This is a genomic window from Ruegeria sp. BHSA163 (assembly GCF_059613365.1).
Window position 1 is genome coordinate 1 of sequence record NZ_JBXWSJ010000061.1, and the last position, 25,744, is coordinate 25,744.

Consider the following 25,744-nt stretch of genomic DNA (forward strand, 5'->3'; position numbering starts at 1 on the left):
ATAATCTAAAGCCGAATTCCGATCATCGCTTGGGCGAGAACGATCGCAGTGCGACTGGATTTTTGCCAATCGGTCAGTTCGAAGCGGCTGCGGATGCGTTTTTTGCCGCACCGGGGTCAAGCTTTCGGGGTTGGGAAACTGCAAACGCAGCGCAGAAAAGAATAGTTGAAGCAGTGACGTCAATCGTTAAGGTTCACGATTGCAAAGACCTCGGCTTAGTGACGCATGGTGCGGTCGGAACGCTTCTTTGGTGCCACCTCTCAGGCGAGAAAATCGATCGTCGATTTGATCAACCCGGTCAGGGTCACTATTGGAGCGCTGATCTAGAAAACCTCCGCCCTGACTTCAGTTGGCGCTCAATCACCTAGTTTAGTCAATACCCCAAGCCTCATCGCAAATGGCTATCAGCGTCTCGAAAACCTTGGGTGGTCCAGCAATAACACGACCGCCCACCCGGATCATTTTTTTTGCGTCTTGATCCTCGACCAACCCACCCGCTTCTGCAACCATCAACTGGCCGGCAAGACAATCCCAAGCGTTCATGTGCTCTTCGACATAGCCCAACAACCGTCCAGCAGCAACGTAAGCCAATGACAGTGCGCCACTGGCATTGCGATGATAGAGCGCTCCTTTTTCGACGAGCGCTGCAATGACTGGAACGACATTGGTTGCTTCAACCCGATTAGAATAGCCGACAGCAATGGTTCCGCATGCCAACTCGACATCTGATGCAACACGCATCGGCTGCCCGTTTAAAGTCGCGCCTGCGGCCTTGGTAGCGACATAGGTTTCGTCGACATTTGGTTCGTGGATGACGCCAACCTGTGTACTACCATCCGAAACAACTGCCAACACAATCGTCCAGGCGGGTATGCCGTGGATGAAGTTTGTTGTTCCGTCAATCGGGTCGATCACCCAATCAAAACCACTTAAGCCTCTCTTTGCCTCGTGCTCTTCTCCAAAGACCCCATCTTCGGGGTAAGCTTCGCTGATCTTTTGCCTAATGAACGTCTCGACATTACGATCCGCTTCGCTGACCCAGTCCTGAGCGCCCTTCTGATCGACAACCAAATTGTCACGATTGGTGAAGTAGGATAACGCGAGGGCACCTGCTTCCGCGGCGACAGCAATAGCGAATTTTCGTCGTTCTTGGATGTCATTCATCGTCGAAACCGTTTCTGAGCACTGCCTTTTTCGCAAACAATAGATGATCGGGCTCGATTGTGCCACTGTAGCGAATGGAAACTTGTTCTAAGAATGCTGAACAGCTGTTTCACTCTAGGCAAGGGCGGATCTTAGGTGCGCAGCGAGTGATCGTTGCTAATGCTATGAATTTCAGCTTTGGGCTCGGTGCAGACGTTCGGCAGAATTCAGTGAATGTCTGCTGCGCGGACTTTACCACCGTTCGATTTTTCTGCAGCAATAAGGGGTCGCAGCCAAAAGCTGACCTTCAAAACCAAACGTTGCGTACTAATACCAACCCACTAGACGACAACATTGACGGTTGCTTCAAATCCAGTCGCACCCTGTACAAATTCCATGGACACTGCGTTGGCCTCAACCTTAGACATACGGCTAAACAACGCATCGCTGGCGTTGTTTGGATGGCCTTTGATGTAAAACTGTGTCGTCAACAACTCTCGACGGCCATCAAACACCTTTACATGTATGTGGGGTGTGCGTCCGGGGTAGATTGTCGGCTTGATCGTTCGGAAAACGTAATTACCGTCATTATCAGTTACGTCATGACCAAAGCCTTGGAAAGCCCGGTCAAAATTGACGCTACGGCGGTCTCGCGGGTGCATATAGTTGCCGTCAAGGTCGCATTGCCAAATTTCAATGCGATGTCTGGTTAGGGGTTGTCCTTCGGCGCCAGTGAGTGCCCCACGTAGCGTGAAGACTTCGCCACCGGCTTCTTCAACACGTCCCCTGATCCTGACGAGGTCATTGTCTATGTCTGGCGTTCGCATGGCCGGTGTTGGATAATACGGTCCTTCTGCGGCGCCTGGTGTCAGCACAGCCGCAGCGGCCTTTGTACTTAATGTACTGGCGCCAAAAAGGCCTGCTATGCCACCTAAAAGATTACGGCGAGACTTTTCATACGGCTTCACGGCAGTCCCTTCCCGTGTGAGAATGCTCTAAGACTTACTGCATTATACATTACATAGCACGCTTCACCTCGATGTCTGCCTTGTGCGGTTCAAGTGCTCTTTTACGAGGTGACGGCAATATTCAAAATGGGCTCGTTGCGGTCATTCGGCAAAATTCCATGGACGTCTGCCTTGCGGTCGAAGCGGTCGTTCGATGCGATTTGGCGAATGTCGGCTTTGGCCGCGGTGTAGCCGGTTGTTAGGGGAGATTCAACTTGCTAGTTCTGCCACCATCGACTGTCCAGACTTGCCCGGTCACAAAGCTGGCTTCGTCTGAGGCGAGCCAAGCGGCAAGTCCGGCGATTTCACCCGGCGTTCCTGTCCGACCAACCGGATGAATGTCGCCGAGGGAAGCTTTGAAGCTCTCGGGATCCCCAAGACTTTCGATGAAAGCAGTGTTTAGGTCGGTATCGATCCAGCCTGGAGCAATTGCGTTGCACCTTACGCCATCGCCGCCGTGATCAACCGCTACGGCGCGCGTCAGCGCATGGATGCCGCCTTTTGAAGCACAATAAGCGGGATGGCGGGGGTTTGATCCCAAACCCTCAATTGAACCGATGTTCACGATTGAACCGCGTCGTTTGGTCAAATGCGGAAGCGCGTGTTTGATGAGCATGAATGGAACGGTGAGGTTCACGTGCAACGTTTCCGCCCAGTCAACATCTGAGGTTTCCAATACCGTTCCTTCGCGCATTATCCCCGCGTTGTTCACTAGAATATCCAAACCACCAGCCATCTTGATCACGTCATGAATGACGTGCACAGGCTCGGAAGGATTCAGGAAGTTTGCGGATACATATGGATGAACACGGTCTTCACCGCGTTGTGCCGTTACAACCGTCACACCAAGGGATGCAAGCTTGGCCGAGATCGCCGCACCGATGCCGCTGCGACCTCCTGTGACAAGAGCAACCTTTTCGGACCAATTGGTCATTGCACCGGCTTTCCGCCGTTTACTTCGATCAGTGCCCCGCAAATGTACCGAGCCTGATCAGAGGCAAGGAAGGTCACGACGTCAGCAATGTCTTCCGGTTCGGCAATCCGACCCAGTGGGACTGAGGCGTTTAGTTCATTTATGGCTTTGTCCGGATCAAGACCCCGAGTCTCAAAGCCACTTCGGATCATCGGCGAGTTCACTTCATTTGGGCAGACTGCATTCACACGAATGTTCTGGTGCGCGTGATCCATGCCGAGACACTGAGTCAAAGACGCAACTGCCGCCTTTGACATCACATAAACCGGATGGTTAGGGCCCGGATGCACTCCCCAACATGAAGCTGTATTGACAATTGCTCCGCCTCCTGCGTTCGCCATGATCGGAATGGCCGCGCGACATAGACGAAATGGAGCTTCAACATTGATAGCCATCGAGAGTGCGAAATCTTGATCCGTGGCATCCGTGATTTTGCCCCTTGTGATTATTCCCGCGTTATTGACCAGTATATCCAGCTTGCCCATGCGATCGGCTGCCGTCTGCGGAAGGTTGTCGCAAAACGAAGGATCTGTCAGGTCGCCGACGAGAACGTGGTCGGCTTCGCAGTCGCGCAAGTCTGCACCGGCGACCGTCACACCCAACGCGCGAAAAGCAACAACAATTGCCTTGCCAATACCTCCGCCTGCGCCAGTGATTAACGCAGTCTTTTGTGCCAGATCATCCATGTTCGCGTCCTTTCACAATCAAGGACACTTTAAAACAAGCAGGTGGCCTTGCATGCAGACCAGCGACACAAAACCATACATCCTACGACGCGCTGCGATTTGCTGGACTGGATAAGCAATCGAACGGTTTCGGCATTTGATGCGTAAGTAGACGTTTGAAGCTTTCGCAGCATCTTGTATTTTGGGCTCGAAGCAGCCGTTCCACACCGTGTGTCTCTAACCACCCAAGCACCGTCGCCCACTGGTCCTGCAAACTAGGTTTGGAGCGATATTCCTGCTGCTGTTCCAGCTTGCATTTTAGGTCGTATGGGATTGTGCGTGGCCATTTGCGCATAGCAAATGTTCTACTATTGTTCGCACACAGGTCAACGCTGAAAATAAAAACCCCACGCCGCCGCTTCGGAGGGACAGGAGGCGTGGGGTTTTTTGCGGAGCGCCAGGTGTGTAGCTCAAATTCCCGAACACTCAGATAAAACACAAAACTCATTACAACTTACCGGAACAAATTAGCGCTTGTTCAAAATGGCGGAAAACGAAATTGGGGTTTGATCGAATTTACTGCGTTTCGCGGATCGTTTTGGCGGACAATGACCCACTGTATGTCTTCACTGTTAACCTCAGGGAAACAGTTCGTTTGCGGAATGTTTGAAGGAATTGGCCTATCAGGGATGGTGAGGGCTATGGCTTGACTAAATGCGGTCACGGGAACTGCACACATTAGGTGTGGCGAAAGAGCGGTTCCAAAATAATTTTGTTTCCATTTAAGAAACAATATAAATTGATTGTTTACGGAACGTGGACTTTCTTGTTTTCACAAGTGAAGCCGGGAAGTTCCACTTCCGATGACCCCCACGAGAGGGGCTGAACAGCTACCCGTTCAGCCCCTCGGCATCGCGGGCTTGTTGTTTTCGGCCAGCAAAACGCAACTCCACTTCAAAAATGGCTTTTATTCAAAAGCGGTTTTGAGTGTGCGGCCCCACATATTGGGTAACACATTTGAAGGACAAAACTATGCTTAGAATAATACCATTCGCATTAGCGGCAGCTATGGCGATACCTGCTAGCGCGAAGGCTGGCCCATGGGTGCTGGAAGATGACGTATCTCCAAAAAATTTGGAAACCGTCTCGGTTGTTATTGAGGATGAAGTCAAAGATGGCCGCTGGACTAATATTGGTGAAGCGCCGACCTACGCCGAGGATAAATTATCGGAACTAGGTTAGCAGACCCAGGTTTAAGTAGCGCCCAGCAGATTACTTGAGCGACAGTGCTGTTAACAAAGCTATCGCCCGATTGAAGCTTTCTTGTCAAAGTGGTTCACACCACGAATAGCCGTCCCATACCTCCACAACTTGGCACTCCTCCCCGCTGTCAAAGACTAGGATGGTGCCCAACGCCAAGACTGCAGCAGTGCGCCAACCATTTGCGGTTCGTTCCATTTGAAAACGTTGATTGCTACCGAGACGAGGTGTTTGTTTTTCTGACCGGTCATCGCGACCACGTCTCCGCTTAGATTTTGCAACAGCTGGCGTTGCGAGGGTCGTCGCAATAATACCAACAATAAAAGCTCGCCGTTGCATGGGATCGATATATGCACTCGCGGCATGCTTTGTAGTGGTGCCGCTCTTTCAAAGGCGTAGCATCAGGGAATGCTTTCTGGGCGGACCAAACTTTGTTAACGGCGTCTAGGTGTGGGTCAAATTGTGGGGCGTCGGGATACTTAAAATCAAATTTTACATTGAATTCAATATATTGAGAAATTTTAATGGCTGAACCTCCCGGAGACGTCAGGGTTGCTCTGGATCAGAACCCTTACATTCCTGAAGCCGCTCAGTCACGGTTTGCCCGAAACGCAGACTTAAGTTCTCAGTACGGAGGTGCGCGGGAAGACGTCCAGAATGCTCTTCGTATAATCGGCGAAGGACCGGGTTGGATGGGCCGCTTGAGACAGGCTCTTGAGAGCGGGGCGGTTCTTCCAGCGGCTGCCACTGCGTTGGTGGGTTCTGGGCTGCTCGACGAGCATAATCCCTAATTCTTTTTTCTCCGCCCTCTGGGCTTCTATCAACCATAACTCACCCCTTTCAATCCGCTTACAGCAGGAAACCAATGGCAATTAAGTCGCAGATGGCTGGCACAGCGGATCGAAGGCAACCCAACTTTGGCCCCCGAGTTTGCTGCAATAGCACGCAGCTTTGGTTTGACATACGTCAATGCCGGCAGACTGATTTTGGCTAACTTCAGTAATCAAGCGCAAAGACCTGCGAAAAACATTGGAGGAGCCATGAGAGATTTTTCGTTTGTCTGTTTTGCAAGCATTTTCTTTATAACAGGATGTACGACCAACACACAAACGCCAGATGCCGCCCAAGACCCACTTGCAGTAGCGCTTACCGGTAAAGTCCTTACCAGAGGCAATACTGAGGTTCGAGTGATGGAAAACAAGAAATTGGTAGGTACCACCGGACCAAATGGTGAAGTAATCATCAGCGGGGCTTGGGAAGTTCGCGAAGGGCAGTTTTGCCGGACTTTGTTGTCGCCTCCGTGGCTGGGAGGCACTGAATGTCAGGATGTCACGATCGAGGGTGATACTGCGACTTTCTCAACATCACGCGGTGAAATCACCTATGCTATCTCCGACAGCTAAAGTGGCGGACCAACATTTACAGTGATCGCAGTTAAGACAAGCTATCGGTTCAACTGTCTTGATCAAAATGAACGCAGCAATGAAGGCAACTTGTACGCTTTAAAGTAATTCTACTCAGGAGGTGGAAATGAAGAAGGTAATCAAGAGCACTGCAGCACTTCTTTTTTTATTCCTCTGGGAACCTGTTACGGCTGGAACTTATGAAGATGGCCTTGCCGCCGCAAAACGGGGAGATATGGCCACAGCAGTAAAGCTGTGGACGCCCTTGGCAGAGCGCGGAGATCCGCAAGCCCAATACGATTTGGGATGGCTGTACTTTATGCGACAACCTAAGGATTGTGCCAGTGCGATAAAGTGGTGGAACAAGGCTGGGAACAATGGCCACAGCGTCGCTCAGTACAACATAGCCTTAGCATATGACACTGGCCTTTGTCTTCCAAAGAACAGATCAAAGGCCGCCGTTTGGTATCAACTAGCTGCCAAGCGCGGGTACGCGCCGGCCCAAAACAATCTTGCTGTCTTATACGACAACGGAAATGGCGTTGAACGAAACAAAGTGAAGGCGTACATGTGGTGGACAATGGCCATCGAGAACGGACACAAAAGGGCTCCGCAGTTTCGTAAAGAACTTTCGTCCAGAATGACACCCTCAGAGATTTCTGAAGCGACAAAGCGTGCTAAGGCCTGCCGGTCATCCAAATATAAGAGATGTGACTGAATTTTTGCCGTTAATACCACCGCGAGAGCTTTATGTGATCGCTTACGAGAAAAATACCAATATGTTCAAAAATTGAGGCCGTTTCCGGAATTTGTTACCCTTACTGTTACCCTTGATGAAAAATAGATTGAGGTAATCAAATACCCCAATTTAAATTATTGATTTAAATGATAAAATGGCGATCCCGGAAGGACTCGAACCCTCAACCTGCTGATTAGAAGTCAGCTGCTCTATCCAGTTGAGCTACGGGACCGCTGCGGCCTTCTTGCGGCTTTTATGAACCAGGTTCAAGGGCCAAGCGCATGAAGGCGCTGTTGAGGTCTTCTTTATAGCCAAATATCGGCCCGCAATAGGAATATCCTAACGCTTCATAAAGCTTTCGAGCGGCAGTGTATTCAGGCAAATGCGCCGCTCCGGTCTCAAGGACCAAAGCAGATATCCCTTCCGATCCGGCAAGATCAGCCAGATATTTCATCATCACTCGCGCCAACCCACGACCGCGAACGTCTGCTATTATATGCACGGATTTCACTTCGGCGGTTCCGTCGGGTAGGGATTTCAGCGCACCGCAGCCAAGGGCTTTACCTGTTTCATAAAGCCCAAAGAATCGGATACCAGGCGCACTCAACGCGACAGCATCAAATGTATGGTTCGAGGTCTGAGGCGTTGCATCCCAGCTATGTGCAAGATGCGCCTCAATGATAGGGCGCATCTCGTCCGCACCCGGATCAGCCGGCCGGATCTCGATCACTTAATGGGTCCAAGGGCTACGGCGGTCGGTGGCGAAATTCTCGCCGTATCCCCGGGGACGAAGGTTTGGTTTACGCCCATGAGGTTCGCTAACTGTCGCGTCAATTCCGTTGTCCTTTGCGTAATCGAGCGCCTCTTCCTTGGTGTCGAATTTCAAACGCACCTGAGATTGCGTATCCGAGGAAGAAGTCCAACCCATAAGCGGATCAACCTCGCGCGAAGATGCAGGTGCGTATTCCAGCACCCATTTCCGAGTTTTTGCCATGCCCGAAGTCATGGCGTTCCGAGAAGGTTGAAAAATTCGCGCGCGCATGCCGCCTCTCCATACTCACTGGCTGAGCACGTTTATGCGTCAGCGAGTTCGCAGGGACAAGATGACAAATGTCGCAACTTTATCTCGCAGTAGCAGCACCCAACCGGCGACCTAATGTCAAATTCTGTCACTAGAGATTGTTATGAACCGCGTCACGCCAAGATGAAGAAACTAAGATGATCCACCTCGAAAGAAGTTTGGAAACCAGAGCCCGGCGCCAGGCGATCTGGGCCACTTCGAGCCGGTTCATGCATATCGACGAATTCGCGCCAAAGGTGAAGTCCGTGGATGCCTTGACTAATGATCCAGTCGGCGTTGGATTAAAACGTCATTGCCATTTCGAGGCCGAAACCTCTTTGGTACACGGAGCAACGGATTGGCAGCCTAACATAGGTTATCGCGAAAGACTTTCCGAAATGTCCGCAATGCCCTTGACTGATGCACATCCTTCGATGGCCATCGAGCCAATTTCGGCAACACAGTCAAAGGTGATCTGAAGCATGGAATACAGCGTGAAGTCGGGACGGGAAATAGGCAATCGGTGTTGAAAATAAACATGGGTCGAACTCTGGAAGACAACTTGAATGCCCTTTCAGTAAAGGTCCGGTCAGACCAGCTTTCGGACCTTCAGCATGCATATGATTGAAAGTACAGTTTCAGAGCCGGATCAGGTCTTGCAGTTGGACAAAATAAGAACAAATGTAAGGGGCTAACCCCGGAGCCTGCCAATGCCATATGCCCAATCCGACAAAACCCAGCTGACAGCCGAAGAGGTTCGTGCACGTTTAAAGCTTGAGGGCGGCAAACAGTTCGTCATGCACACCGAATTTGCACCTGCAGGGGATCAGCCAGGCGCGATAGAAGAGCTGGCTGGCGGCGTCACCAATGGGGAACGTGATCAGGTACTGTTGGGTGCGACGGGTACAGGTAAAACATTCACGATGGCAAAGGTGATCGAGGAAACACAGCGCCCAGCCATCATTTTGGCCCCGAACAAAACGCTTGCGGCGCAACTTTATGGAGAGTTCAAAGGCTTTTTCCCCGAAAACTCGGTCGAGTACTTTGTGTCCTACTATGATTACTACCAGCCCGAAGCCTATGTGCCGCGTAGCGACACCTACATTGAAAAGGAATCGCAGATCAATGAGCAGATCGACCGGATGCGCCATTCCGCCACTCGGGCACTGCTTGAGAGAGACGATGTAATCATCGTAGCGTCGGTCAGTTGTATTTACGGTATTGGATCGGTCGAAACTTATGGGGCCATGACCCAGGATTTAAAGGTGGGAAAAGATTACGACCAGCGGCAGGTAATGGCCGATTTGGTCGCCCAGCAATATCGCCGTAATGATCAGGCCTTTCAGCGCGGCTCGTTCCGGGTGCGCGGGGATTCACTTGAGATATGGCCTGCTCACTTGGAAGACCGCGCGTGGAAACTGTCATTCTTTGGGGAAGAACTGGAACAGATCACTGAATTCGACCCACTAACAGGCGAAAAGACCGACACGATGGAGCACATTCGGGTTTATGCGAACTCACACTATGTGACACCAAAACCCACAATGCAGCAGGCGATTATCGGGATCAAAAAAGAACTGCGAATAAGGCTGGACCAACTAGTTGGTGAAGGCAAACTGCTGGAAGCCCAACGTCTGGAACAGCGCACCAACTTTGATTTGGAAATGCTCGAAGCCACCGGCGTTTGTAACGGGATCGAGAATTACTCACGCTACCTCACCGGCCGCGCACCGGGCGAACCGCCCCCTACCTTGTTCGAATTCATACCCGACAACGCAATCGTATTCGCCGACGAATCCCACGTCTCGGTCCCTCAGATCGGCGGCATGTACCGGGGTGACTATCGGCGCAAGTTCACTCTGGCAGAACATGGATTTCGCCTGCCCTCATGCATGGACAATCGGCCTCTGAAATTCGAAGAGTGGGACGCAATGCGCCCGCAATCGGTCTTTGTATCGGCCACTCCTGCAGCGTGGGAATTGGACCAGTCCGGTGGCGTTTTCACCGAACAGGTGATCCGCCCCACCGGTCTGCTGGATCCCGAAGTGGAAATCCGCCCCGTGTCGATGCAGGTGGACGACCTGCTGGATGAGGTGCGAAAAGTAGCTGCCAATGGCTATCGCACGTTGGTCACCACGCTGACCAAACGGATGGCCGAGGACCTGACCGAATACCTGCACGAGCAGGGCATCAGGGTTCGTTACATGCATTCCGACATCGATACACTGGAACGCATCGAAATCCTGCGCGACCTGCGGCTGGGGGCGTTCGACGTGCTGGTCGGCATCAACCTGCTGCGCGAGGGACTCGACATCCCCGAATGCGGGCTCGTCGCTATTCTGGACGCGGATAAAGAGGGCTTTTTGCGATCCGAAACCTCGCTAATCCAGACCATCGGCCGGGCCGCTCGGAACGCCGATGGCCGGGTGATCATGTATGCCGACAAGATCACCGGCAGCATGGAACGTGCGTTGAACGAAACCAACCGCCGCCGCGCTAAGCAAGTCGCCTATAACAAGGAACACGGCATCACGCCTGAGACGGTGAAGAAGAATGTCGAGGACGTTCTGGCTGGTCTCTACGAAGGCGACGTCGACATGAACCGCGTCACCGCCACCATCGACAAGCCGATGCACGGCGCCAACCTTGAGGCGCATCTGGACGGGTTGCGCGAGCAGATGCGCAAAGCCGCCGAGAACCTGGAATTCGAAGAGGCCGCCAACATCCGGGATGAAATCAAACGTCTGGAGGCAGTCGATCTGGCCGTCGCCGACGACCCCATGGCGCGCCAATGGGCGGTCGAGAAAGCCTCGGAAGATGCCGTGAAATCGCGTGGACGGTCAACGGCTGGCAGGCCGGGGCAGAGGGGTGGGAATGTGAAACGGAGGAAGCGTTAGTCCTCCGCTTCACACGTGGAAGGGAGATTACTTCTTCGGCTATTTGGGTGGAGTTGGCTTAGGTTTCGGCGTAGGTTGCGGCCGGCTTGTACCTTTGTTCATTGCTCCCGAACGGCTACGTGTTGGAGGTGGGGCTGGTTTTTTTGCCATTTTGTACCTGTGAGAATTCTATTTTGGAACACAACAATAAATTGAATATTGCCATAGAGGCACTTAGGCAAACGGAATTGCAACTTGAGGACATTAACAACTTGGCCTCGAATGCAGATCAGCGCGCCATGGCGTTAGCGGGTACTCTTGCTGCAATGGCGACAATTCTCGCCACGCTCGCTTCGAGAACACCTTCTCCGTTTCTTTCATACGTTTCATGTGGTGGATTTATTGTAGCAAGCTTTGTCGCCGCAAGTACCTGTATGCCGAGGCGTTTCCATATTAGAGGGCACCGATGGGAAGGGTGGAAAGGGCACGTTGATGACAATGATGATTTCTTGGAAGTAGTAATCTCTCAAGCAGAAGAAAACGACATTCGCATCTCAGAAAACTTCACCAAACTTAACAAAGCCGCAAAAGTTACTTGGCATTCATTTACTTTTGCATTCTGGGTATTTTGCTTTTTTCTTTTTTCTCAGATTGGAACGGTAGCGCATTAGCAGATCGGGCCAGTACGCTCACGCAATGAAGTAAAACTCACTCCTAACACGCCACACTTTAAACTTGCAGCCCAGCGCCCTCTCTTCCACCTTTGAAATCACAAAATGCGATCCCAAACGGTTTCTGTGACGATCCCGAACTCCCTGACCAGCACTCATGAGGTCAAAAGAACCATTCACTGGGTTTGCAGAGCCGACCAAGGATTTGGCGCAACGCACGTGAAAACCAGACGGGACCGTCACTCAGGCACCGGGAACACCAACGGTCCATTCTAAGTTGACTGACGCCGCCTGCCCTTGCCACTTTCGTTGCTGCGGCTAAGTAACATCAGATGCGTTTCGTTCTTTCTCTTTTGATCTTCGCCACCCCAGCCTCTGCGTGGGAGGCGACCGTTGGTCAGATATGCACCCTTTCGCATGAAACGGACTCAGCGACGATTTTCTTGACTTACGATCCCGCTCAACCTCTTTACTCTCTTACAATCACCCGCACGACCGAAAATTGGGCGCAGGCGCCATGGTTCGCGATGCGGTTCGAAGGCCCAACCCCCATCGAAATCGCGACCTCGCGCCATGTTCTTTCCGAAAACGCCACAGCCCTTACCGTGACCGATAAAGGGTTCGGCAATGTACTGGACGGATTGGAATACAACCAGAGTGCATACGCCTTTACGCAAAATCAGATAATTGAATTTCCTTTGGATGGAGCTGCTTCACAAGTTCGCATATTCCGCGAATGTGCTGGGGCCCATTTGTCCTAACATTGGATAAATGAGACCGACAAAGAGCTTACTGTTTTAATTTGGGATAATTGTGTTGTGGCCCCTAACTTTGATCAGTGGTGGACCGCCCCAGCGAAATGTTCAAAAGACCCGGGCAAGCGAAGCCTACCCGGGTCAATAACTTAACCTTTGTCCCAATGCGCAATCACATCGTACCCAACTGGTGAAGGCGGGCCTTCCAGAAACTCGGCGAATTGGCCCCAAAGTTGGGCTACCTTGGGTGCGTTCGCGTCCGAGGTCTCTTCGCTTTCCACAACGGAAATAACGTAACCCGAGCCGTCTTCGTTCATTACGTTTGTAAAACAATGCATGCCGGGCATGCCCATAATTTCAGACTTCAAATCGTTCATTTTGGCCGTTGCCGCCTCACGCGTACCGGGCTTCATCTTGAACTGAGTAATACGTGCAAACATGGTATTCCTCCCTCGTCTGGCAAAATTGCCGTATGGCGTGGCCGGAATGGCTCTGCCACGCTCAGTCTAGCACGAGGGCATTGAATCTCTAACTGATACCCAGCGGATCTTGGGCGCCACCGAGCGTAAGAGATTTCTCATCAGCGCTTTTCACACTTCATGGTTGCAGCCCTGCGCAGGCTGCTTCACGTTTGAAATCACAAATTGTGATTCCAAACGGCAGCCATGACGAACTCGAAGAACCTGCCCAGCATACAAGAAGTCCAAAGAGCCATTCACAGAGTGCGCGGTGCGCGCGTGGTGTTGGCCGAGGATCTGGCGAAATTCTATGGGAAATCAGTGAGGGCATTCAATCAAGCCGTTTCACGCAACAAAGACCTGTTCGAAGGCTACCGCTTTCAATTGTCCGATGCCGAGGTCGCCGATTTGCAATCACGGAATGTGATTTCAAAACCCAAGGGTCGCGGTGGACGGCGGGTCAACCCGTGGGTTTATTCCGATTACGGCGTAGCTATTGCTTCGGCTTTGTTCAAAGACCCACGCGCGATCAAGATTACACGGATGATTACCGAAGCCTTTGTCGACGGAGCCAATGCCCTGGCGGAGACTTCGCGCAGCGTGCAGGAAATTCTCCCGCCCGAGGATACCCCGGCCCCGCTGCTGCCTAATGGTGAACAACTGCGCGACCTGGCCGAAAACATCCTTGATTCCGGTCAGCAAAGCCTTGTCGACTATATCGCCAACCCCACTACCAAGCGCCAACAAGCCGTAGCAACGATCATGAAGACATTGGCCGAAACCGCCGGAGAAGAAGTCAAAACACAGCAGGAACGCCTAAGACTGCGCATTGCAGAGCGTCTGGCTGCCGGGAAATACAATGATGATGACGACAGAAAAAGACTGATCGAGTTGCTTCACGCAATGAAAGGATAGACCCGATCGGGCTTGATCCCGATCAATACATGCCCCGCCAGTTCCATTCATGATATTCACATGACAGACTCTAATCCAACTGGCTTAGATGCCTATAAACCCGCCCAAATCGCCGAACTGGTCGAAACGGCAGGGGTCGCCAAGGCGCATCTGACAATCGGCCAGACTCTAACGTTGGCTATCCTCGCCGGAGTATTCATCGGGTTCGGTGGTGCGGCTTATACCATAGTCATGACCGGTGCAGATCCAGGGTTTGGGCCTGCGCGGTTTCTGGGCGGCGTTGTATTCTCGTTGGGCTTAATTCTGGTTGTCGTGGGTGGTGCCGAGCTGTTCACCGGCAACGCCCTGATGACCATTGCCGCGGTGGATCGAAGGATTTCCACAATGGCATTGCTGCGAAATTGGGGCCTAGTCTACTTGGGCAACCTGATCGGCGCCATCGCGCTGGCGCAAGCATTCGCGTTGACCGGGTTACTGGATGGTCCGATGGCAGCAACAGCATCGGCGATTGCAAGCGGTAAACTTGATCTTACTGCATCTCAGGCGTTTACACGCGGAATTTTGTGCAACGCGCTCGTCTGTCTGGCCGTCTGGCTAAGTTTCGCGGCAAGGTCAGTGGTCGGTAAGGTCACGGCTATTCTCTGGCCGATTTCTTGCTTTGTTTTGTTAGGCCTCGAACACTCTGTCGCCAATATGTACTTGCTACCGCAGGGCGCTATGTCCGGTGCTGAAATCGGGTTTCGAGCAGCTTTTGGCAACTTATTTTGGGTAACCGTCGGTAACATTGTCGGCGGTGCAGGCGGTGTCGCACTGGCGTATCGCTTTGCCTATCTACGCAATTCATCAGAGTGAAAAATTATTGATACTAGACCTGTAACTCCGCGCGCATCTTCTTGGTCAGCTTGGCCACAACCAAATCGTATGACGTCACTATGTGATCGCGCAGCAAGCTATCGTTCATTCCGCAGGTTTCATAAACCTGTAACCATTTCATCCCCCGCGACGCCAGATAAGGGGCGGGCCGTATACCGGGCTCGTCTCTAAGCACCTCAAAGGCCAGGTCGGTTGCTTTGAAAGTGAACGCGTCCTTCCCATCATTCCAGCCGCAGATCGCGAATACCTTACCGCCAACTTTCCATACGTCCGCATTTCCCCATTGCACCACATGGTTAGTGGCTTGTAGGCCTGAACAGAAAGCGTTGAATTCTTCGCGGGTCATAGGGCTGATTGTGACTGTCCGACAACCTTGAGGCAAGCAAGTGTTCCTGTCTGCCTCGACGATGACCGTCTTTAAGGCCGAACAAATTTCGCGTTGCCAACCATGCGTTGTTTGGGTGCCTCGGTGCGTGATGGCTCGGTGGATAACACTGGTTCCGCTTTGTTGAATTCGCAAGCAATTCCGTCGCCATCAGGATCGTTGCGCTTGTGATAGCCAGGCTCACCTTCGTTGAATGTATTGAAACCGATGGCCTGCACGGCATCGCACCCAACCAATGCAACAAGATGAACCAGAGCGTTTTCGCGATCCCCATTATTTACCCGGATGTAGGTTCCGACGGCAATTATCCCTGTGGTCAACGGAAGCGCCAGTACCATCAAAAGGATTCTCATGGGCGACAAAGCCCGTCTGCGCTGTTGTTCGGCGCGTCTATGCCTTCGGGCTGAACGAGGATTCATTGGCTCGTCTTGTGTGTCTTCTAGTGTCATGGATTCTTGTTGAAACGAAGATGTGGCAACCCCGAGGCCCGCTGAAGGCCAAGGTAAGGAATTTACCCAGGCGCGTTGCGTTGAGATGGGTCTCGTTTGAAAGCTCCGGGGTGACTACCCAGATCGCGTTGCCGAGCCGAGGCTTCGGCCCACCAAACCAATTGGCCAAAAGCACGGCCCAGATATCCGTCCCAATCTTTTGCAGAAACATCAACCTTGTAACTTCCATCGGGTTCAAAAATCTCGTGCGCCTTGGGAACGTGGATCATTGCCGAAACCGGTAGGCACCCCAATTCGCTGAGATAGGTTCGCATATTCACAGCCGCCCGCGCCCCACCCCACTGGCCCGCAGAATAGGTGGCAATTACGCTTGGTTTGTATGAGAATAGTGAACTGCCGAAATGGTTGAGCAAGCCCGATAACGCAGGGGACATGGAATGGTTGTACTCGGGACTGACCATTACATAGCCATCGGCGGCATCAATCTTTTGCGAGAGCGACTCGAGATTTTGAGGCGCCCGCCCTTCCGCGAACGCGAAATGAGGTTTGAAGACGTGATCCGTCTGAACCTCTAAAGGGTCGATCAATGTTACATCATGATCGATCTGGCTAAGCCGCGAAACACAGGCTCTGGCCACGCGTTCACCCACCCTGGCGGGGCGCGGAGGGGTACTTTTCCGGGAAGATCCAAGGAAAACAAGAAAATTCAAAGCTGCACCCACCATGTTAATAATATAAACCAAGCACCGTGCGCAGGTTAGATGGATACTTCATGCAACGCTATTTGAAAGAGTCCATATGACAAATCCCAACCCCTTTCTGTCTCCCGATGACGAGGCACGCAGGATAGCACGGGACATACTGGCAACCGCTAGTTATGCCTCTCTCGCGGTGCTGCGGGTCGGAACGTTGCTACCGTCGGTCTCACGGATCGCTCTTGCCACAGACTTAGAAAAACGACCTATTTCGCTTGTCTCCACATTATCAGATCACACAAAGGCAATGCGGGCCAATCCGTCCTGCGCCCTTTTGATCGGCTCACCAGGCGATAAAGGTGATCCTTTAGTTCATCCTCGGTTGACCCTGCATTGCATTGCCACGCTGATCCCGAAAGATGTGCCTGAACACGACGGCCTCAGAAAGCACTATCTGACCTTACGCCCTAAGGCACGACTGTATGTCGATTTCGCCGATTTCGGATTTGTCCGCTTTCAGGTGGAAGACGGCATGCTGAATGGCGGCTTTGGAAAAGCCTGGCGCCTGTCCTCTGATGATTTGCAAGCTTCCCAAATTATCTAACTACATGCACCGCACATTTTGCGTGACGCACGACGTGCGTCGCTGTAGAGCCCAAAAGGAGATCCTGCATACCTGGTCGATGCGAAGCCAAAATAATAAGGTCGGGTTTATTGGTTTCTGCCCAATCCAGAATTGTTCGCCCTGAATGCCCCTCGATCACCACCCCTTGGGCGTTGGGTAATTTGGATGCAAGTGCGTCCAGTTCAGTTTGAATCGCCTTCCGCGCCTCGGTAATATATTCATTCGGCATGTATGAGATCGCGTAGTCGGGGATGTGTTCTACTACGTGCAACAGTGTTACCTGCGCATTGGGTGTGGCCAGTATTTGCGCCAGTTTCATGGGCCCGGAAATGTCACGTTCTGTGTCGAATGAAATTGGGACAAGGATGTTGTGGTACATGGGTCGCGCCTCCGTGATTATATCAGCAAACTGGCACGAGATGGCCAGTAACACATTGATTCAAATCAGGATGGTCAGAATGTTTCTGCGACGTCGTACATGACAGGCTCAAAACTTTTGCAAAGCTCATTTATTTGGCGGTTTCGTTCACGCATTTCCGGCGTTCGCAGCATTGCCAGAAAATCTTCGCGCCGTTCCCATTGTGAGTAATTGGCGATCCTGGTTTGGGCATCATTCACATGCAGCCCAGCCGCGATGAATCCTTGCTGTTTAGAAATAAATTCCGAATACGCGTCCGTCAGCGCCTCTAAAAGGTCCTGGCAAGTTCCGGGCGTCATTTCGAAAGTGGTGATCACAGTCTGACTGGATGCGTTTTTTGAAATCTTGGGCATCTGGCTCCTCCTTTGATTGACCCAAGCCTAGCACAGCTTTTGAAATCGCCATCCGTTTCCTTCGGCTATCATCCTCTAAGCCAAATTTTCCAAAACAAACATATTGCTAACTAATCGTTAACCATGTCTTCGGATGTTCACCGAATGCGAGGGGCCTTCTTCACGACGTTACTGATAGTCATGCTTGGCACGCCGGTTTGGGGCGGTGCGTGGCTACGCGAAAAAGGTTCAGTTTTTTCAGCCGCCTCAGTAACCGGGTTCAAAGAGGCAGACAACATTTTCCATTATAAGACTTCGCTTTACGCGGAGTGGGGTGCATTCCCTAAACTGACAATTGGTTTGGACGCCGAAGAACACCAATATCTGTATGGCCAAGCCCTCATCTTTGCTCGATTTCCAATCGCCGACTTCGGGAGCGCCGGACGTCTGGCAGGTGAGATCGGGGTTGGTGTTCACCATCGCCAGTTTCAATCCTGGGCGCTGTACAAGACCACTTTGTCATATGGCAAAAACATAAAAACCAAATTTGGTAATGGTTGGGTTGCCGTTGATACGGCTCTGGAATTTCGGACGCACGAGGCCTTGATCCACAAGCTCGATTTCACAGCAGGCTTGTCCTCAAAAAGACGTTTCAATCCACTTTTCCAGATTGAGACATCGTACACGTCAAACCAACCAATTTTTTGGAGCGCTAGACCCTCGGTAATCTACCGCCCCAGAACTGGAAAAACCAAATGGATTATTGGGATCGAAAGGAACTCTTACCAAGATAGCACAGGTTTCAAAATCTCTTTGTGGAATACGCGCTAAACAGCGTGCCGCCCCAGTGAAACGGGACGGCGCGCAGTTCGAGTGTCAGGTGTCGGCCCGTATTGTTATCGAAACTTCTCCGCTGAGAGACTCTGGCCAGCGCAACTTAATGTCGTTTTGATCGGAGCCTTGCTCAAGTTCAACGTAAGGCGCGGTGTATCGCGTGGTACCTAACTGTGTTCGTAGCGGCCCGATTGCTACCATGGCATCACATCCAAGGGCCCGGCCCCTGAATGGCAATTGACCGCCAGAACTTATCGTCCAAGAAGACGATCTGGAATTTTGGGTGTGCCGTAAACGAAGCGGGTTTTCACAGGGGGTCGAAACAGCATGAAAAGTGTTGTTAGAGAAATTGACGCCTGAATACTTGTCAGGGTTCAAATCGGAAAAAGTGGTATCGACCCGATCCACCCGAGAAATTGACCCAGCGTTGGTGCGAAACTTGTTTCCGGTGACGGCCAAACCATTCAGATAGTGCCCGCTGCCATAAGGACGCACAACTATGAAACTAAACCAAGACTCCACATCGCTGGCGTAGAATATGTTATCCGTGATACTCAGCGCACTGAATGAATAGCCTGAGTTATAGTTTGGCGATGCGTCACGCTCATTCGTCCACTGGATAAAACAGTTGTCGACATAATTTTCCGCAATTGATGAACTATTGTAGCCGCCAATCAGAACCAAACCTGCGTTGCGCACCCCGGTTGATGCGCTGTCGCCTTGAAAGAAGTGGTTGCCGAGCACAAGATTGTTATCCCCACCTAATACTGCAAAGTGATGGAAACGGTTTGCCCGGTTATGACGCAGTTTGACGTCGTTGGCGTTGGAGTTCACCGCAATCGAGCTACGGTCAGCTACGTCCAAGTCTTCTTCGCTGGACAGGAATTGACAACCATCGATCAGCATACCCTGGCATCCGATGCCAATCGAAGTGATCCCCCGATCCTTTGGGCGACTGACAAAGCAATCTTTAAGCACAAAAGTGTTTCCACCCGGTGAAAGACGGATTGCACTGCAACGGCTATTACACTGAAACTCGATCCCTTCCATGCCGAATTTTTGCAACGAACTGAAACCACCGAAGTCCAGCAGATACTTGAAATCGGTAAAGGTAAACGTCTGAGTTCCCACCGAATCGTAAATTGCGGCGTTCAGAGTAATTTCACCAGCACCTTCATTCTTTGACCGAACATAGATCTCGCGCCCCACGCCGCTCCCGGTGACCAAAGCTCCGACAGGGATATTCGCAACGTTTGCAACGTTTGAAAGTTTGTACGGATCGGTCGGGTTGTAAGTTGCAACCGACGTAAAAGTCTCGGTATCCCAAGCGCTACTGCTTTTAACATCAAATTGTCCGTTTCGCACCACGCGGCGGGTCGCGTAAGTCGTACGGTTCGGTACCGCTGCTTGCATGTCAATCGGCTCGGTAACCGCGATCTTTCTTCCGCCTAGGTCCAAGGATTCATGGTCAGCATTATTAAGCAAGGCTTGGAAGGCTTTCTTAAATGCCAGTTCTTCATCCCCGAAGGCGGATATGTAGGTCGGCAAGTCATAACTCTTTGTCAGAACCAACAACTTGTCATCCGGCATTGTCACCGTACCATCAAAATCAACGTCAGCCGACAAGGTGGTGTTTTGTTCCAGCAAATAGGTTCCTTGCGGAACGTATATTTTTCGACCATCCGCTGCCTGATCAGCCGCTGCAAAGGCTGCAGAGTCGTCGGTCACGCCATCACCAATTGCACCGAAATCGCGAACGTCAACCAAACCGATCATGTCCCGCAAGAACACGTTGGAAACATCAGTGATCTCAATGTCGTCTACTCGGATTACAGCGCCGTTCGTTCCATTGATATCCAACCCGAAATGGCCGTACAGCGCGTCTGACCCCCAAGGCATATCGACGCCCTGCCGTCTACCGCTTCCGACAATCGCCGAAACTTCATATACTCTGCCGTACTCGTGTAGTTGTATAACCTCGCCCTGCTCGATCAGCCCGGTCACATGTGCGTCGCCTGCGCCACCGGCCCATCCTGCAACACGGACTGTGGGTAATGGACCACTAATTGCCTTCACTCGTGCCTTGATTTGCAAATAGCACCCCGGCAGCAACTGAGTTTGGCCCATATACCGCAACCGCTGCGTGGACTCTGTTTTGAATATCTCAAGACACCCTGCAAAGTCTGCATCAGCGGGTACAAAAGCGCCGCTCCCCGATCCATCGTACGTGGGTGAACCGGGTGTTCCGTCGCCGCTTGACCAAACCCCCAAGCCATCTGCAAATGCGGGTGGCATGAATTCGGTGCCTTCGGTGACTGCCTTGTTCATAAAAATCCCTTTCCCAGTTTCTCCACGGCATGTCACCGCGGGCATAATCGATGGGTCCGGGTCCAGCCCGAACACGACAATCTGCGTAACTCAAGGGGATTAACCGCCGCTCATCGCACCGTACGTAGGTGTTGCTTTATGCCGCTGGGTCCGACGCTCCAAGCAATTGAACGCCGTTTATTTTCCAGCCATTTTCCATCTCAATCATTTGGTAATCGAGGATGTGAACGCGGCCGTCGCCATCCACGATCATTACTTTCTGCCACAGCGATCCGGATACTTCTCGCAATTCGAGAAAACGCAAATCTGCAGGACGCCAAACCATAGGATAGCCGTTGCGAACCATCGCTCCAAAATTATCGGAATTTCGAAACAATCGCTGGATGTTTGGGCTGGCAAAGGTAAATGCGGTGTCAAAGTCATCTGCCTTGAACGCCTGGATTTGTGCGGTGATATTCGCCTCAATCTCGGCATTCTGCGCGAATGCACCCGAGGCCAGACCGGCACTTATGAACAAGGCAATAAATAATCGACGCATGGGGCTACCTCCTGCGCAAAGAGTAGCCCCGCGCCTCAAGAGGTCAAATCAGACCAACTCCCCGGCAAGCGCTCTGTCGATCAAGGCAATGGTTTCAGGCACTCCGTAAAGTGCGATGAACCCGCCAAACCGAGGGCCCTGCGAAGCGCCCAACAGCACCTCGTAAAGGGCCGTGAACCATCCACGCATAGGATCGAACCGATCGCGCCCGATAGAATAAACCACCGATTGCAGGGCTTCATCCTCGATCGGACCGTCATACGCTTCCAACGCCGACTTCAACGCCTGAAGCGCCTCACGTTCCTGATCAGTGGGCGCGCGATGCTTTCGGGTCGGTTTGACAAAATCGTTGAAATAGCGAACAGCAAATCCAGCCGCGAGATCCAGATCAGGATGTGTTTCGGCAGTTGCCGCAGGCGCATAACGACGGACAAAGCCCCACAATGCTTCTTTGTCTTCAGCACCCGAAACTGAAGCGAGGTTCAAAAGCATCGCAAACGGCACGATCAGTGTCGACTCTGGCACATCACCGCCATGGATATGCCAAACCGGGTTATTCAACTGAGCCTTCAAGTCCTGCCCCGGGTAGGCGCGCAATTGTTGATGGTACTCATCATAGGCCTTTGGAATAACATCGAAATGCATGCGTTTGGCCGTCTTTGGCTTTTGATACATAAAGTAAGCCAAACTTTCGGTCGGCGCGTATGTAAGCCATTCGTCAATAGACACACCATTGCCGGAAGACTTTGAAATCTTCTGCCCGTTTTCATCCAGAAAAAGTTCGTATGAAAAATGTTCCGGCGCTCGTCCGCCAAGAGCCCGGCAAATCGCATCATAGATTTTTTCGTTCGTGGCATGCTCTTTGCCATACATCTCAAAATCCACGCCCAGAGCCGCCCATCGCGCACCAAAATCGGGTTTCCACTGCAGTTTGACGTTGCCTCCGGTTACAGGCAGGTTCCATTCCTTGCCATCCTCATCATCGAATGTAACGGTATAGGTTTCTGCACAGACCTTTTTCATCGGGACATAAAGCACACGTCCGGTTTCGGGATGAATCGGCAGGAAAATCGAGTAAGTCTGCTGCCGCTCTTCCCGCAAGCTTTTGAGCATAATGGCCATGATGTCGTCATAGCGTTCGACCGCAGTTTTCAGGACCTTGTCAAATTGGCCCGAGCGATAGAAATCGCGAGCCGAATAGAATTCATATTCGAATCCAAAGGTATCGAGAAACCGACGTAACATCGCATTGTTGTGCTCGCCAAAGCTCGGATATTCGCCAAATGGATCAGGAACCGACGTCAGCGGGCATTGAAGGTAATCCTTCAATTGTTCGGGGTTCGGCACGTTAGTTGGCACCTTGCGCATTCCGTCCAAATCGTCCGAGAAACAGATCAGTTTGGTCGGAATGTCCGACAAGGCTTCAAACGCGCGTTTGACCATAGTGGTCCGCGCCACCTCACCGAACGTACCTATGTGAGGCAGGCCAGATGGACCATATCCAGTTTCGAAAAGCACATAACCTTTTTCCGGTGCGCCCTGCCCGTACCGTTTTAGCAACCTGCGCGCCTCTTCAAAAGGCCAGGCCTTGGACGACATCGCGGTTTCACGCAGTTCAGACATTTTAGTGGTCTCCATCGGGGAACGACGCCGGTTACACCAAGCAACCGGACCGGCCCCTCCTATTGTGCGGATGCAGCATGAGTCAATGAACTGGGGGGAATTTCCCGTATAAACTCTACCAAAACGGAAATTTTTATTAGGTGGGCGGCTACACGAGCGATAGGGTCTACAGAATGTCGACTGGATACCAAAGAAAACTGGCTGCAATAATGGCTGCGGACGTTGTCGGATATTCCCGAATGATGGCCGCAGATGAAACTGGTACTATCGACACTATTCGCCGTCTTAGGACTGAGGTTATCGAACCACTCCTAAAACAGCATGACGGCAGGCTGGTCAAAACGATGGGCGACGGGTTTCTTATCGAGTTCACCTCGGCCGTCTCAAGCGTAAAGGCTGCAATCGAACTGCAGTCTTTATTAAAATCTGACAACGCGGTTGCTCCTGGGAACAGCCAAATTGAGTTACGCATAGGAATTCATGTCGGCGACATCGTGATGGACGAAAATGATATCTTCGGAGACGGTGTAAATGTGGCTGCCAGAATTGAGCCCCTAGTAGCGCCTGGCGGCGTAGGAATTTCAGGCGCCGCCTACCAACAAGTTCAAGGTAAGCTGGATATAGATTGGTTGGATGGAGGTGAACAGAAATTAAAGAACATTACCAACCCCACCCGTTTATGGCACTGGGATAACGGCTCGGAACCCGTCCAATCAGAACCTGAACTAAAACTGCCCGACTTGCCATCTGTCGCCGTTTTGCCGTTCGACAACATGTCGAGCGATCCTGATCAGGACCATTTTGCAGATGGTCTGACCGAGGATTTGATCACCGATCTGTCCAAGGTTTCAGGCCTTTTCGTGGTCGCCAGGAACTCGACTTTTGCCTTCAAGGGTCAAGCGGTAGACATTCCGACGGTCGGACGCCGTCTGGGTGTTGCCAACGTCGTCGAAGGCAGTGTTCGAAAACTTGGTGAGCGCGTGCGAATCAATGTCCAGTTAATCGATGCTAAATCGGGCGGACATATCTGGGCGGACCGCTATGACGGCTTGCTCGCCGAGGTTTTCGAGCTTCAGGACATGGTCTGTGGCGAGGTAGTATCCGCTCTTTCTGTAAATCTGACAAAATCAGAGACAGAGCACCTGAGTTCGGTACACACGACCAATATCGAAGCGTACGAATTGTTTGTGCAAGCAAAGGCAACGCCTTTTCCACCAATTCCCGCGAAAATGGCCGCCGCAAGCGAGCTATTCAATAAGGTGGTGGAATTGGCACCTGAGTTTTCCGGCGGGTACGCCGGACTGTCCTGGATAATTGGCTTTGGTGCGCTTTGGGGCCACAGCGACCCTGATGCGCTCGGCGCCCGCGCCGAGGCATTGGCTTACAAAGCGATCGCGCTCGATAAATCCTTTGGCTGGTCCTACACTGCACTTAACCTCGCGCTATTGGTCCAAAGGCGCTTTGACGAGGCGATCGATTCAGCCAAGCAAGGTCTCAGTCTACTTCCCAACGATGCAGACGCTCACGTGATCTATGCCGTTACCAACGGCATGCGAGGCAATCATGACGAGTCGAAAAAAGAAGCAGAAACCGCGTTCAGACTAAGCCCAAATTTCGTGAACGGACCTTATCTGAATGTTGTCTGTCATGCTGCATTCATGGCTGGTCAGTTCCACGCTGCACTTGCCGCTTTTGAGCGAAATGTAGAAAGAGGCGGGCCAGTGGGGCCACCTGCATATTGCTGGGCAGCTGCCTCTTACCACGCCACCGGGCAGTTCGAGAAGGCGGAGGCTATTGTCAAAACGCTAACGACCGGCTTTCCGGACTTCAGACTTTCGGGCTGGAATTTCTTGAAACTCATAGAAAAAGACGCAGATCGCACTCGGATCGAGGCTCAGTTCAAAGACGCGGGCGTGCCTTATTGATCCTCAGTCATTAAACAAGGTGTTGAACCCGCCTCCACCCGCCCATATCGTTCGCGCGCAGCTACACCCAAGCAGGATGATCCAATGACCGAGCAAGTTACACACCCAATGTCCCCGCAGGATTGCCTTGTTGCGATTATGGTTGCGATCTCAGCGTCGGACGAGACAATCCGAACTGCGGAACTGGTAAAAATCGAAGGCGCTGTAAACATGTTGCCGGTTTTTGCGGGTTACGATATCGACCGTACGCGCCGCGTGAGCCAGATCGTCTTTGATTTATTTGAACAAGAAGACGGCTTGGATGCGATGTTTGGCCTTATCCGGGAAAACCTGCCCGAAAGGCTGAATGAAACGGCATATGCGCTGGCTTGCGACGTAGCCGCTGCAGACGGATCACTGGCCGAAACCGAGCTGAGGTTATTAGAAGAAATCCGGTACGAGCTAAGTATCGATAGGCTTCACGCCGCGGCCATCGAACGCGGTGCAAGGGCAAGACACACAGTCTAATTAATACTTCTCATCACACTTTAATGGCATCTACGTTAGCTGCCATACAGCGCACCCCATCTCTCGATCAGGGCGCGCTGCAACTTGCGGGATCTCCGGTTCCAGCTGCGTGCTCCGTCGGGGCGCTCGCGTTTTTCGCGCGGTATCGTTGCTCGATGATTTACGTCTGCAGTGAATATCGCAAAGGCAAGCTCGGATCCCTCGGCAGTTGTTAGGAAACCGCCCAAGCCTGAGACAAAATTTAGTGTTCCTGTCTTCGCATCCACCTTGATCGGGTGGTTTTTAAC

31 protein-coding genes and 1 tRNA gene are annotated in these 25,744 nt (G+C 52.0%); 15 read left to right on the plus strand and 17 right to left on the minus strand.

The window, feature by feature from the left end; all coding sequences use genetic code 11:
• Nucleotides 1-368, plus strand: a 368-nt coding sequence (locus AC2FNV_RS20120) for a histidine phosphatase family protein (RefSeq protein ID WP_496774235.1), incomplete at its 5' end; no start/stop codon positions are given.
• A 1-nt stretch (nucleotide 369) separates the two neighbouring features.
• On the opposite strand, the gene AC2FNV_RS20125 is transcribed toward AC2FNV_RS20120, so the two are convergent.
• The 4 genes from AC2FNV_RS20125 to AC2FNV_RS20140 all read right to left on the minus strand — a co-directional run bounded on the left by AC2FNV_RS20125 (nucleotide 370) and on the right by AC2FNV_RS20140 (nucleotide 3,809).
• Complete coding sequence (locus tag AC2FNV_RS20125; RefSeq protein ID WP_170606161.1) at nucleotides 370-1,164, minus strand: inositol monophosphatase family protein; 795 nt, start codon at nucleotides 1,162-1,164, stop codon at nucleotides 370-372.
• A gap of 320 nt (nucleotides 1,165-1,484) precedes the next feature.
• Nucleotides 1,485-2,111, minus strand: coding sequence for a dioxygenase family protein (locus AC2FNV_RS20130; protein WP_217362382.1), 627 nt, complete (start codon nucleotides 2,109-2,111; stop codon nucleotides 1,485-1,487).
• A gap of 238 nt (nucleotides 2,112-2,349) precedes the next feature.
• Nucleotides 2,350-3,084, minus strand: a complete 735-nt coding sequence (locus tag AC2FNV_RS20135; RefSeq protein WP_496774236.1) for an SDR family NAD(P)-dependent oxidoreductase — start codon at nucleotides 3,082-3,084, stop codon at nucleotides 2,350-2,352.
• Nucleotides 3,081-3,809, minus strand: a complete 729-nt coding sequence (locus AC2FNV_RS20140) for an SDR family NAD(P)-dependent oxidoreductase (protein WP_170606157.1) — start codon at nucleotides 3,807-3,809, stop codon at nucleotides 3,081-3,083. The genes AC2FNV_RS20135 and AC2FNV_RS20140 overlap by 4 nt, the downstream gene beginning before the upstream one ends.
• A gap of 1,011 nt (nucleotides 3,810-4,820) precedes the next feature.
• On the opposite strand from AC2FNV_RS20140, the gene AC2FNV_RS20145 reads away from it, so the two are divergent.
• From AC2FNV_RS20145 to AC2FNV_RS20160, 4 genes are all read left to right on the plus strand, one after another.
• Entirely contained in the window at nucleotides 4,821-5,030 is a 210-nt protein-coding gene (locus AC2FNV_RS20145; RefSeq protein ID WP_170606155.1) for a hypothetical protein, read from the plus strand.
• 542 nt (nucleotides 5,031-5,572) lie between these two features.
• A complete protein-coding gene (locus tag AC2FNV_RS20150) occupies nucleotides 5,573-5,839 on the plus strand; it encodes a hypothetical protein (RefSeq protein WP_170606153.1) in 267 nt (88 codons plus the stop codon).
• Between the two features lie 249 nt (nucleotides 5,840-6,088).
• Nucleotides 6,089-6,451 (plus strand): hypothetical protein, encoded by a 363-nt coding sequence (locus AC2FNV_RS20155; protein WP_170606151.1) that lies wholly within the window; start codon nucleotides 6,089-6,091, stop codon nucleotides 6,449-6,451.
• Between the two features lie 127 nt (nucleotides 6,452-6,578).
• Nucleotides 6,579-7,169, plus strand: a complete 591-nt coding sequence (locus AC2FNV_RS20160; RefSeq protein ID WP_170606149.1) for a tetratricopeptide repeat protein — start codon at nucleotides 6,579-6,581, stop codon at nucleotides 7,167-7,169.
• Between the two features lie 176 nt (nucleotides 7,170-7,345).
• Here AC2FNV_RS20160 and AC2FNV_RS20165 read toward each other — a convergent pair.
• The 3 genes from AC2FNV_RS20165 to AC2FNV_RS20175 form a co-directional block, all read right to left on the minus strand.
• Nucleotides 7,346-7,422: transfer RNA gene (locus tag AC2FNV_RS20165), tRNA-Arg, on the minus strand.
• A gap of 21 nt (nucleotides 7,423-7,443) precedes the next feature.
• Nucleotides 7,444-7,920: a GNAT family N-acetyltransferase gene (locus tag AC2FNV_RS20170; protein ID WP_170606147.1), complete on the minus strand. Its 477-nt coding sequence runs from the start codon at nucleotides 7,918-7,920 to the stop codon at nucleotides 7,444-7,446.
• On the minus strand, nucleotides 7,921-8,232 hold the full coding sequence (locus AC2FNV_RS20175) for an ETC complex I subunit (protein WP_170606145.1): 312 nt from the start codon (nucleotides 8,230-8,232) through the stop codon (nucleotides 7,921-7,923). It abuts the gene before it with no gap.
• 176 nt (nucleotides 8,233-8,408) lie between these two features.
• Here AC2FNV_RS20175 and AC2FNV_RS20180 point away from each other — a divergent pair, with 176 nt between their 5' ends.
• From AC2FNV_RS20180 to AC2FNV_RS20195, 4 genes are all read left to right on the plus strand, one after another.
• Nucleotides 8,409-8,729, plus strand: coding sequence for an SRPBCC family protein (locus tag AC2FNV_RS20180; protein ID WP_170606143.1), 321 nt, complete (start codon nucleotides 8,409-8,411; stop codon nucleotides 8,727-8,729).
• 231 nt (nucleotides 8,730-8,960) lie between these two features.
• Nucleotides 8,961-11,147 (plus strand): excinuclease ABC subunit UvrB, encoded by a 2,187-nt coding sequence (gene uvrB, locus AC2FNV_RS20185; protein ID WP_170606141.1) that lies wholly within the window; start codon nucleotides 8,961-8,963, stop codon nucleotides 11,145-11,147.
• Nucleotides 11,148-11,320: 173 nt separating this feature from the next.
• On the plus strand, nucleotides 11,321-11,797 hold the full coding sequence (locus AC2FNV_RS20190; protein ID WP_170606140.1) for a Pycsar system effector family protein: 477 nt from the start codon (nucleotides 11,321-11,323) through the stop codon (nucleotides 11,795-11,797).
• A 332-nt stretch (nucleotides 11,798-12,129) separates the two neighbouring features.
• On the plus strand, nucleotides 12,130-12,558 hold the full coding sequence (locus tag AC2FNV_RS20195; RefSeq protein WP_170606138.1) for a hypothetical protein: 429 nt from the start codon (nucleotides 12,130-12,132) through the stop codon (nucleotides 12,556-12,558).
• Between the two features lie 143 nt (nucleotides 12,559-12,701).
• Here AC2FNV_RS20195 and AC2FNV_RS20200 read toward each other — a convergent pair whose 3' ends face one another.
• A complete protein-coding gene (locus AC2FNV_RS20200) occupies nucleotides 12,702-12,992 on the minus strand; it encodes an antibiotic biosynthesis monooxygenase family protein (protein WP_170475239.1) in 291 nt (96 codons plus the stop codon).
• A 225-nt stretch (nucleotides 12,993-13,217) separates the two neighbouring features.
• On the opposite strand from AC2FNV_RS20200, the gene AC2FNV_RS20205 reads away from it, so the two are divergent.
• Both AC2FNV_RS20205 and AC2FNV_RS20210 read left to right on the plus strand, forming a co-directional pair.
• A complete protein-coding gene (locus AC2FNV_RS20205) occupies nucleotides 13,218-13,925 on the plus strand; it encodes an ORF6N domain-containing protein (RefSeq protein ID WP_170606136.1) in 708 nt (235 codons plus the stop codon).
• Nucleotides 13,926-13,985: 60 nt separating this feature from the next.
• On the plus strand, nucleotides 13,986-14,777 hold the full coding sequence (locus AC2FNV_RS20210) for a formate/nitrite transporter family protein (RefSeq protein ID WP_170606134.1): 792 nt from the start codon (nucleotides 13,986-13,988) through the stop codon (nucleotides 14,775-14,777).
• 13 nt (nucleotides 14,778-14,790) lie between these two features.
• On the opposite strand, the gene AC2FNV_RS20215 is transcribed toward AC2FNV_RS20210, so the two are convergent.
• From AC2FNV_RS20215 to AC2FNV_RS20225, 3 genes are all read right to left on the minus strand, one after another.
• The gene (locus AC2FNV_RS20215) at nucleotides 14,791-15,144 is read right to left on the minus strand and encodes an MmcQ/YjbR family DNA-binding protein (RefSeq protein WP_170606132.1); all 354 of its coding nucleotides are present in this window, start codon (nucleotides 15,142-15,144) and stop codon (nucleotides 14,791-14,793) included.
• 71 nt (nucleotides 15,145-15,215) lie between these two features.
• Nucleotides 15,216-15,602 (minus strand): excalibur calcium-binding domain-containing protein, encoded by a 387-nt coding sequence (locus AC2FNV_RS20220; protein ID WP_254442598.1) that lies wholly within the window; start codon nucleotides 15,600-15,602, stop codon nucleotides 15,216-15,218.
• Between the two features lie 92 nt (nucleotides 15,603-15,694).
• Nucleotides 15,695-16,357: an NADPH-dependent FMN reductase gene (locus AC2FNV_RS20225; RefSeq protein WP_254442605.1), complete on the minus strand. Its 663-nt coding sequence runs from the start codon at nucleotides 16,355-16,357 to the stop codon at nucleotides 15,695-15,697.
• 73 nt (nucleotides 16,358-16,430) lie between these two features.
• Here AC2FNV_RS20225 and AC2FNV_RS20230 point away from each other — a divergent pair, with 73 nt between their 5' ends.
• Entirely contained in the window at nucleotides 16,431-16,931 is a 501-nt protein-coding gene (locus AC2FNV_RS20230) for a HugZ family pyridoxamine 5'-phosphate oxidase (RefSeq protein WP_496774243.1), read from the plus strand.
• Here AC2FNV_RS20230 and AC2FNV_RS20235 read toward each other — a convergent pair.
• The gene (locus AC2FNV_RS20235) at nucleotides 16,924-17,331 is read right to left on the minus strand and encodes a universal stress protein (RefSeq protein WP_170606127.1); all 408 of its coding nucleotides are present in this window, start codon (nucleotides 17,329-17,331) and stop codon (nucleotides 16,924-16,926) included. The genes AC2FNV_RS20230 and AC2FNV_RS20235 overlap by 8 nt on opposite strands.
• 74 nt (nucleotides 17,332-17,405) lie before the next feature.
• Nucleotides 17,406-17,723, minus strand: a complete 318-nt coding sequence (locus tag AC2FNV_RS20240; RefSeq protein WP_170475227.1) for an antibiotic biosynthesis monooxygenase family protein — start codon at nucleotides 17,721-17,723, stop codon at nucleotides 17,406-17,408.
• A gap of 144 nt (nucleotides 17,724-17,867) precedes the next feature.
• Here AC2FNV_RS20240 and AC2FNV_RS20245 point away from each other — a divergent pair, with 144 nt between their 5' ends.
• Entirely contained in the window at nucleotides 17,868-18,533 is a 666-nt protein-coding gene (locus AC2FNV_RS20245) for a hypothetical protein (RefSeq protein WP_496774246.1), read from the plus strand.
• A 45-nt stretch (nucleotides 18,534-18,578) separates the two neighbouring features.
• Here AC2FNV_RS20245 and AC2FNV_RS20250 read toward each other — a convergent pair whose 3' ends face one another.
• The 3 genes from AC2FNV_RS20250 to AC2FNV_RS20260 all read right to left on the minus strand — a co-directional run bounded on the left by AC2FNV_RS20250 (nucleotide 18,579) and on the right by AC2FNV_RS20260 (nucleotide 23,025).
• Complete coding sequence (locus tag AC2FNV_RS20250; protein WP_496774248.1) at nucleotides 18,579-20,864, minus strand: glycosyl hydrolase family 28-related protein; 2,286 nt, start codon at nucleotides 20,862-20,864, stop codon at nucleotides 18,579-18,581.
• A 136-nt stretch (nucleotides 20,865-21,000) separates the two neighbouring features.
• The gene (locus AC2FNV_RS20255) at nucleotides 21,001-21,402 is read right to left on the minus strand and encodes a DUF4864 domain-containing protein (RefSeq protein ID WP_170475185.1); all 402 of its coding nucleotides are present in this window, start codon (nucleotides 21,400-21,402) and stop codon (nucleotides 21,001-21,003) included.
• A gap of 48 nt (nucleotides 21,403-21,450) precedes the next feature.
• On the minus strand, nucleotides 21,451-23,025 hold the full coding sequence (locus tag AC2FNV_RS20260; RefSeq protein WP_170610869.1) for a lysine--tRNA ligase: 1,575 nt from the start codon (nucleotides 23,023-23,025) through the stop codon (nucleotides 21,451-21,453).
• Nucleotides 23,026-23,198: 173 nt separating this feature from the next.
• Between AC2FNV_RS20260 and AC2FNV_RS20265 the strand changes: the two genes are divergently transcribed.
• Nucleotides 23,199-24,950: an adenylate/guanylate cyclase domain-containing protein gene (locus AC2FNV_RS20265; protein WP_496774250.1), complete on the plus strand. Its 1,752-nt coding sequence runs from the start codon at nucleotides 23,199-23,201 to the stop codon at nucleotides 24,948-24,950.
• Nucleotides 24,951-25,034: 84 nt separating this feature from the next.
• Complete coding sequence (locus AC2FNV_RS20270; RefSeq protein WP_170475176.1) at nucleotides 25,035-25,457, plus strand: tellurite resistance TerB family protein; 423 nt, start codon at nucleotides 25,035-25,037, stop codon at nucleotides 25,455-25,457.
• 35 nt (nucleotides 25,458-25,492) lie between these two features.
• Here the strand turns inward: AC2FNV_RS20270 and AC2FNV_RS20275 are convergent.
• Nucleotides 25,493-25,744 (minus strand): D-alanyl-D-alanine carboxypeptidase (locus AC2FNV_RS20275; protein ID WP_496774253.1); only part of this gene is annotated, 252 nt, incomplete at its 5' end.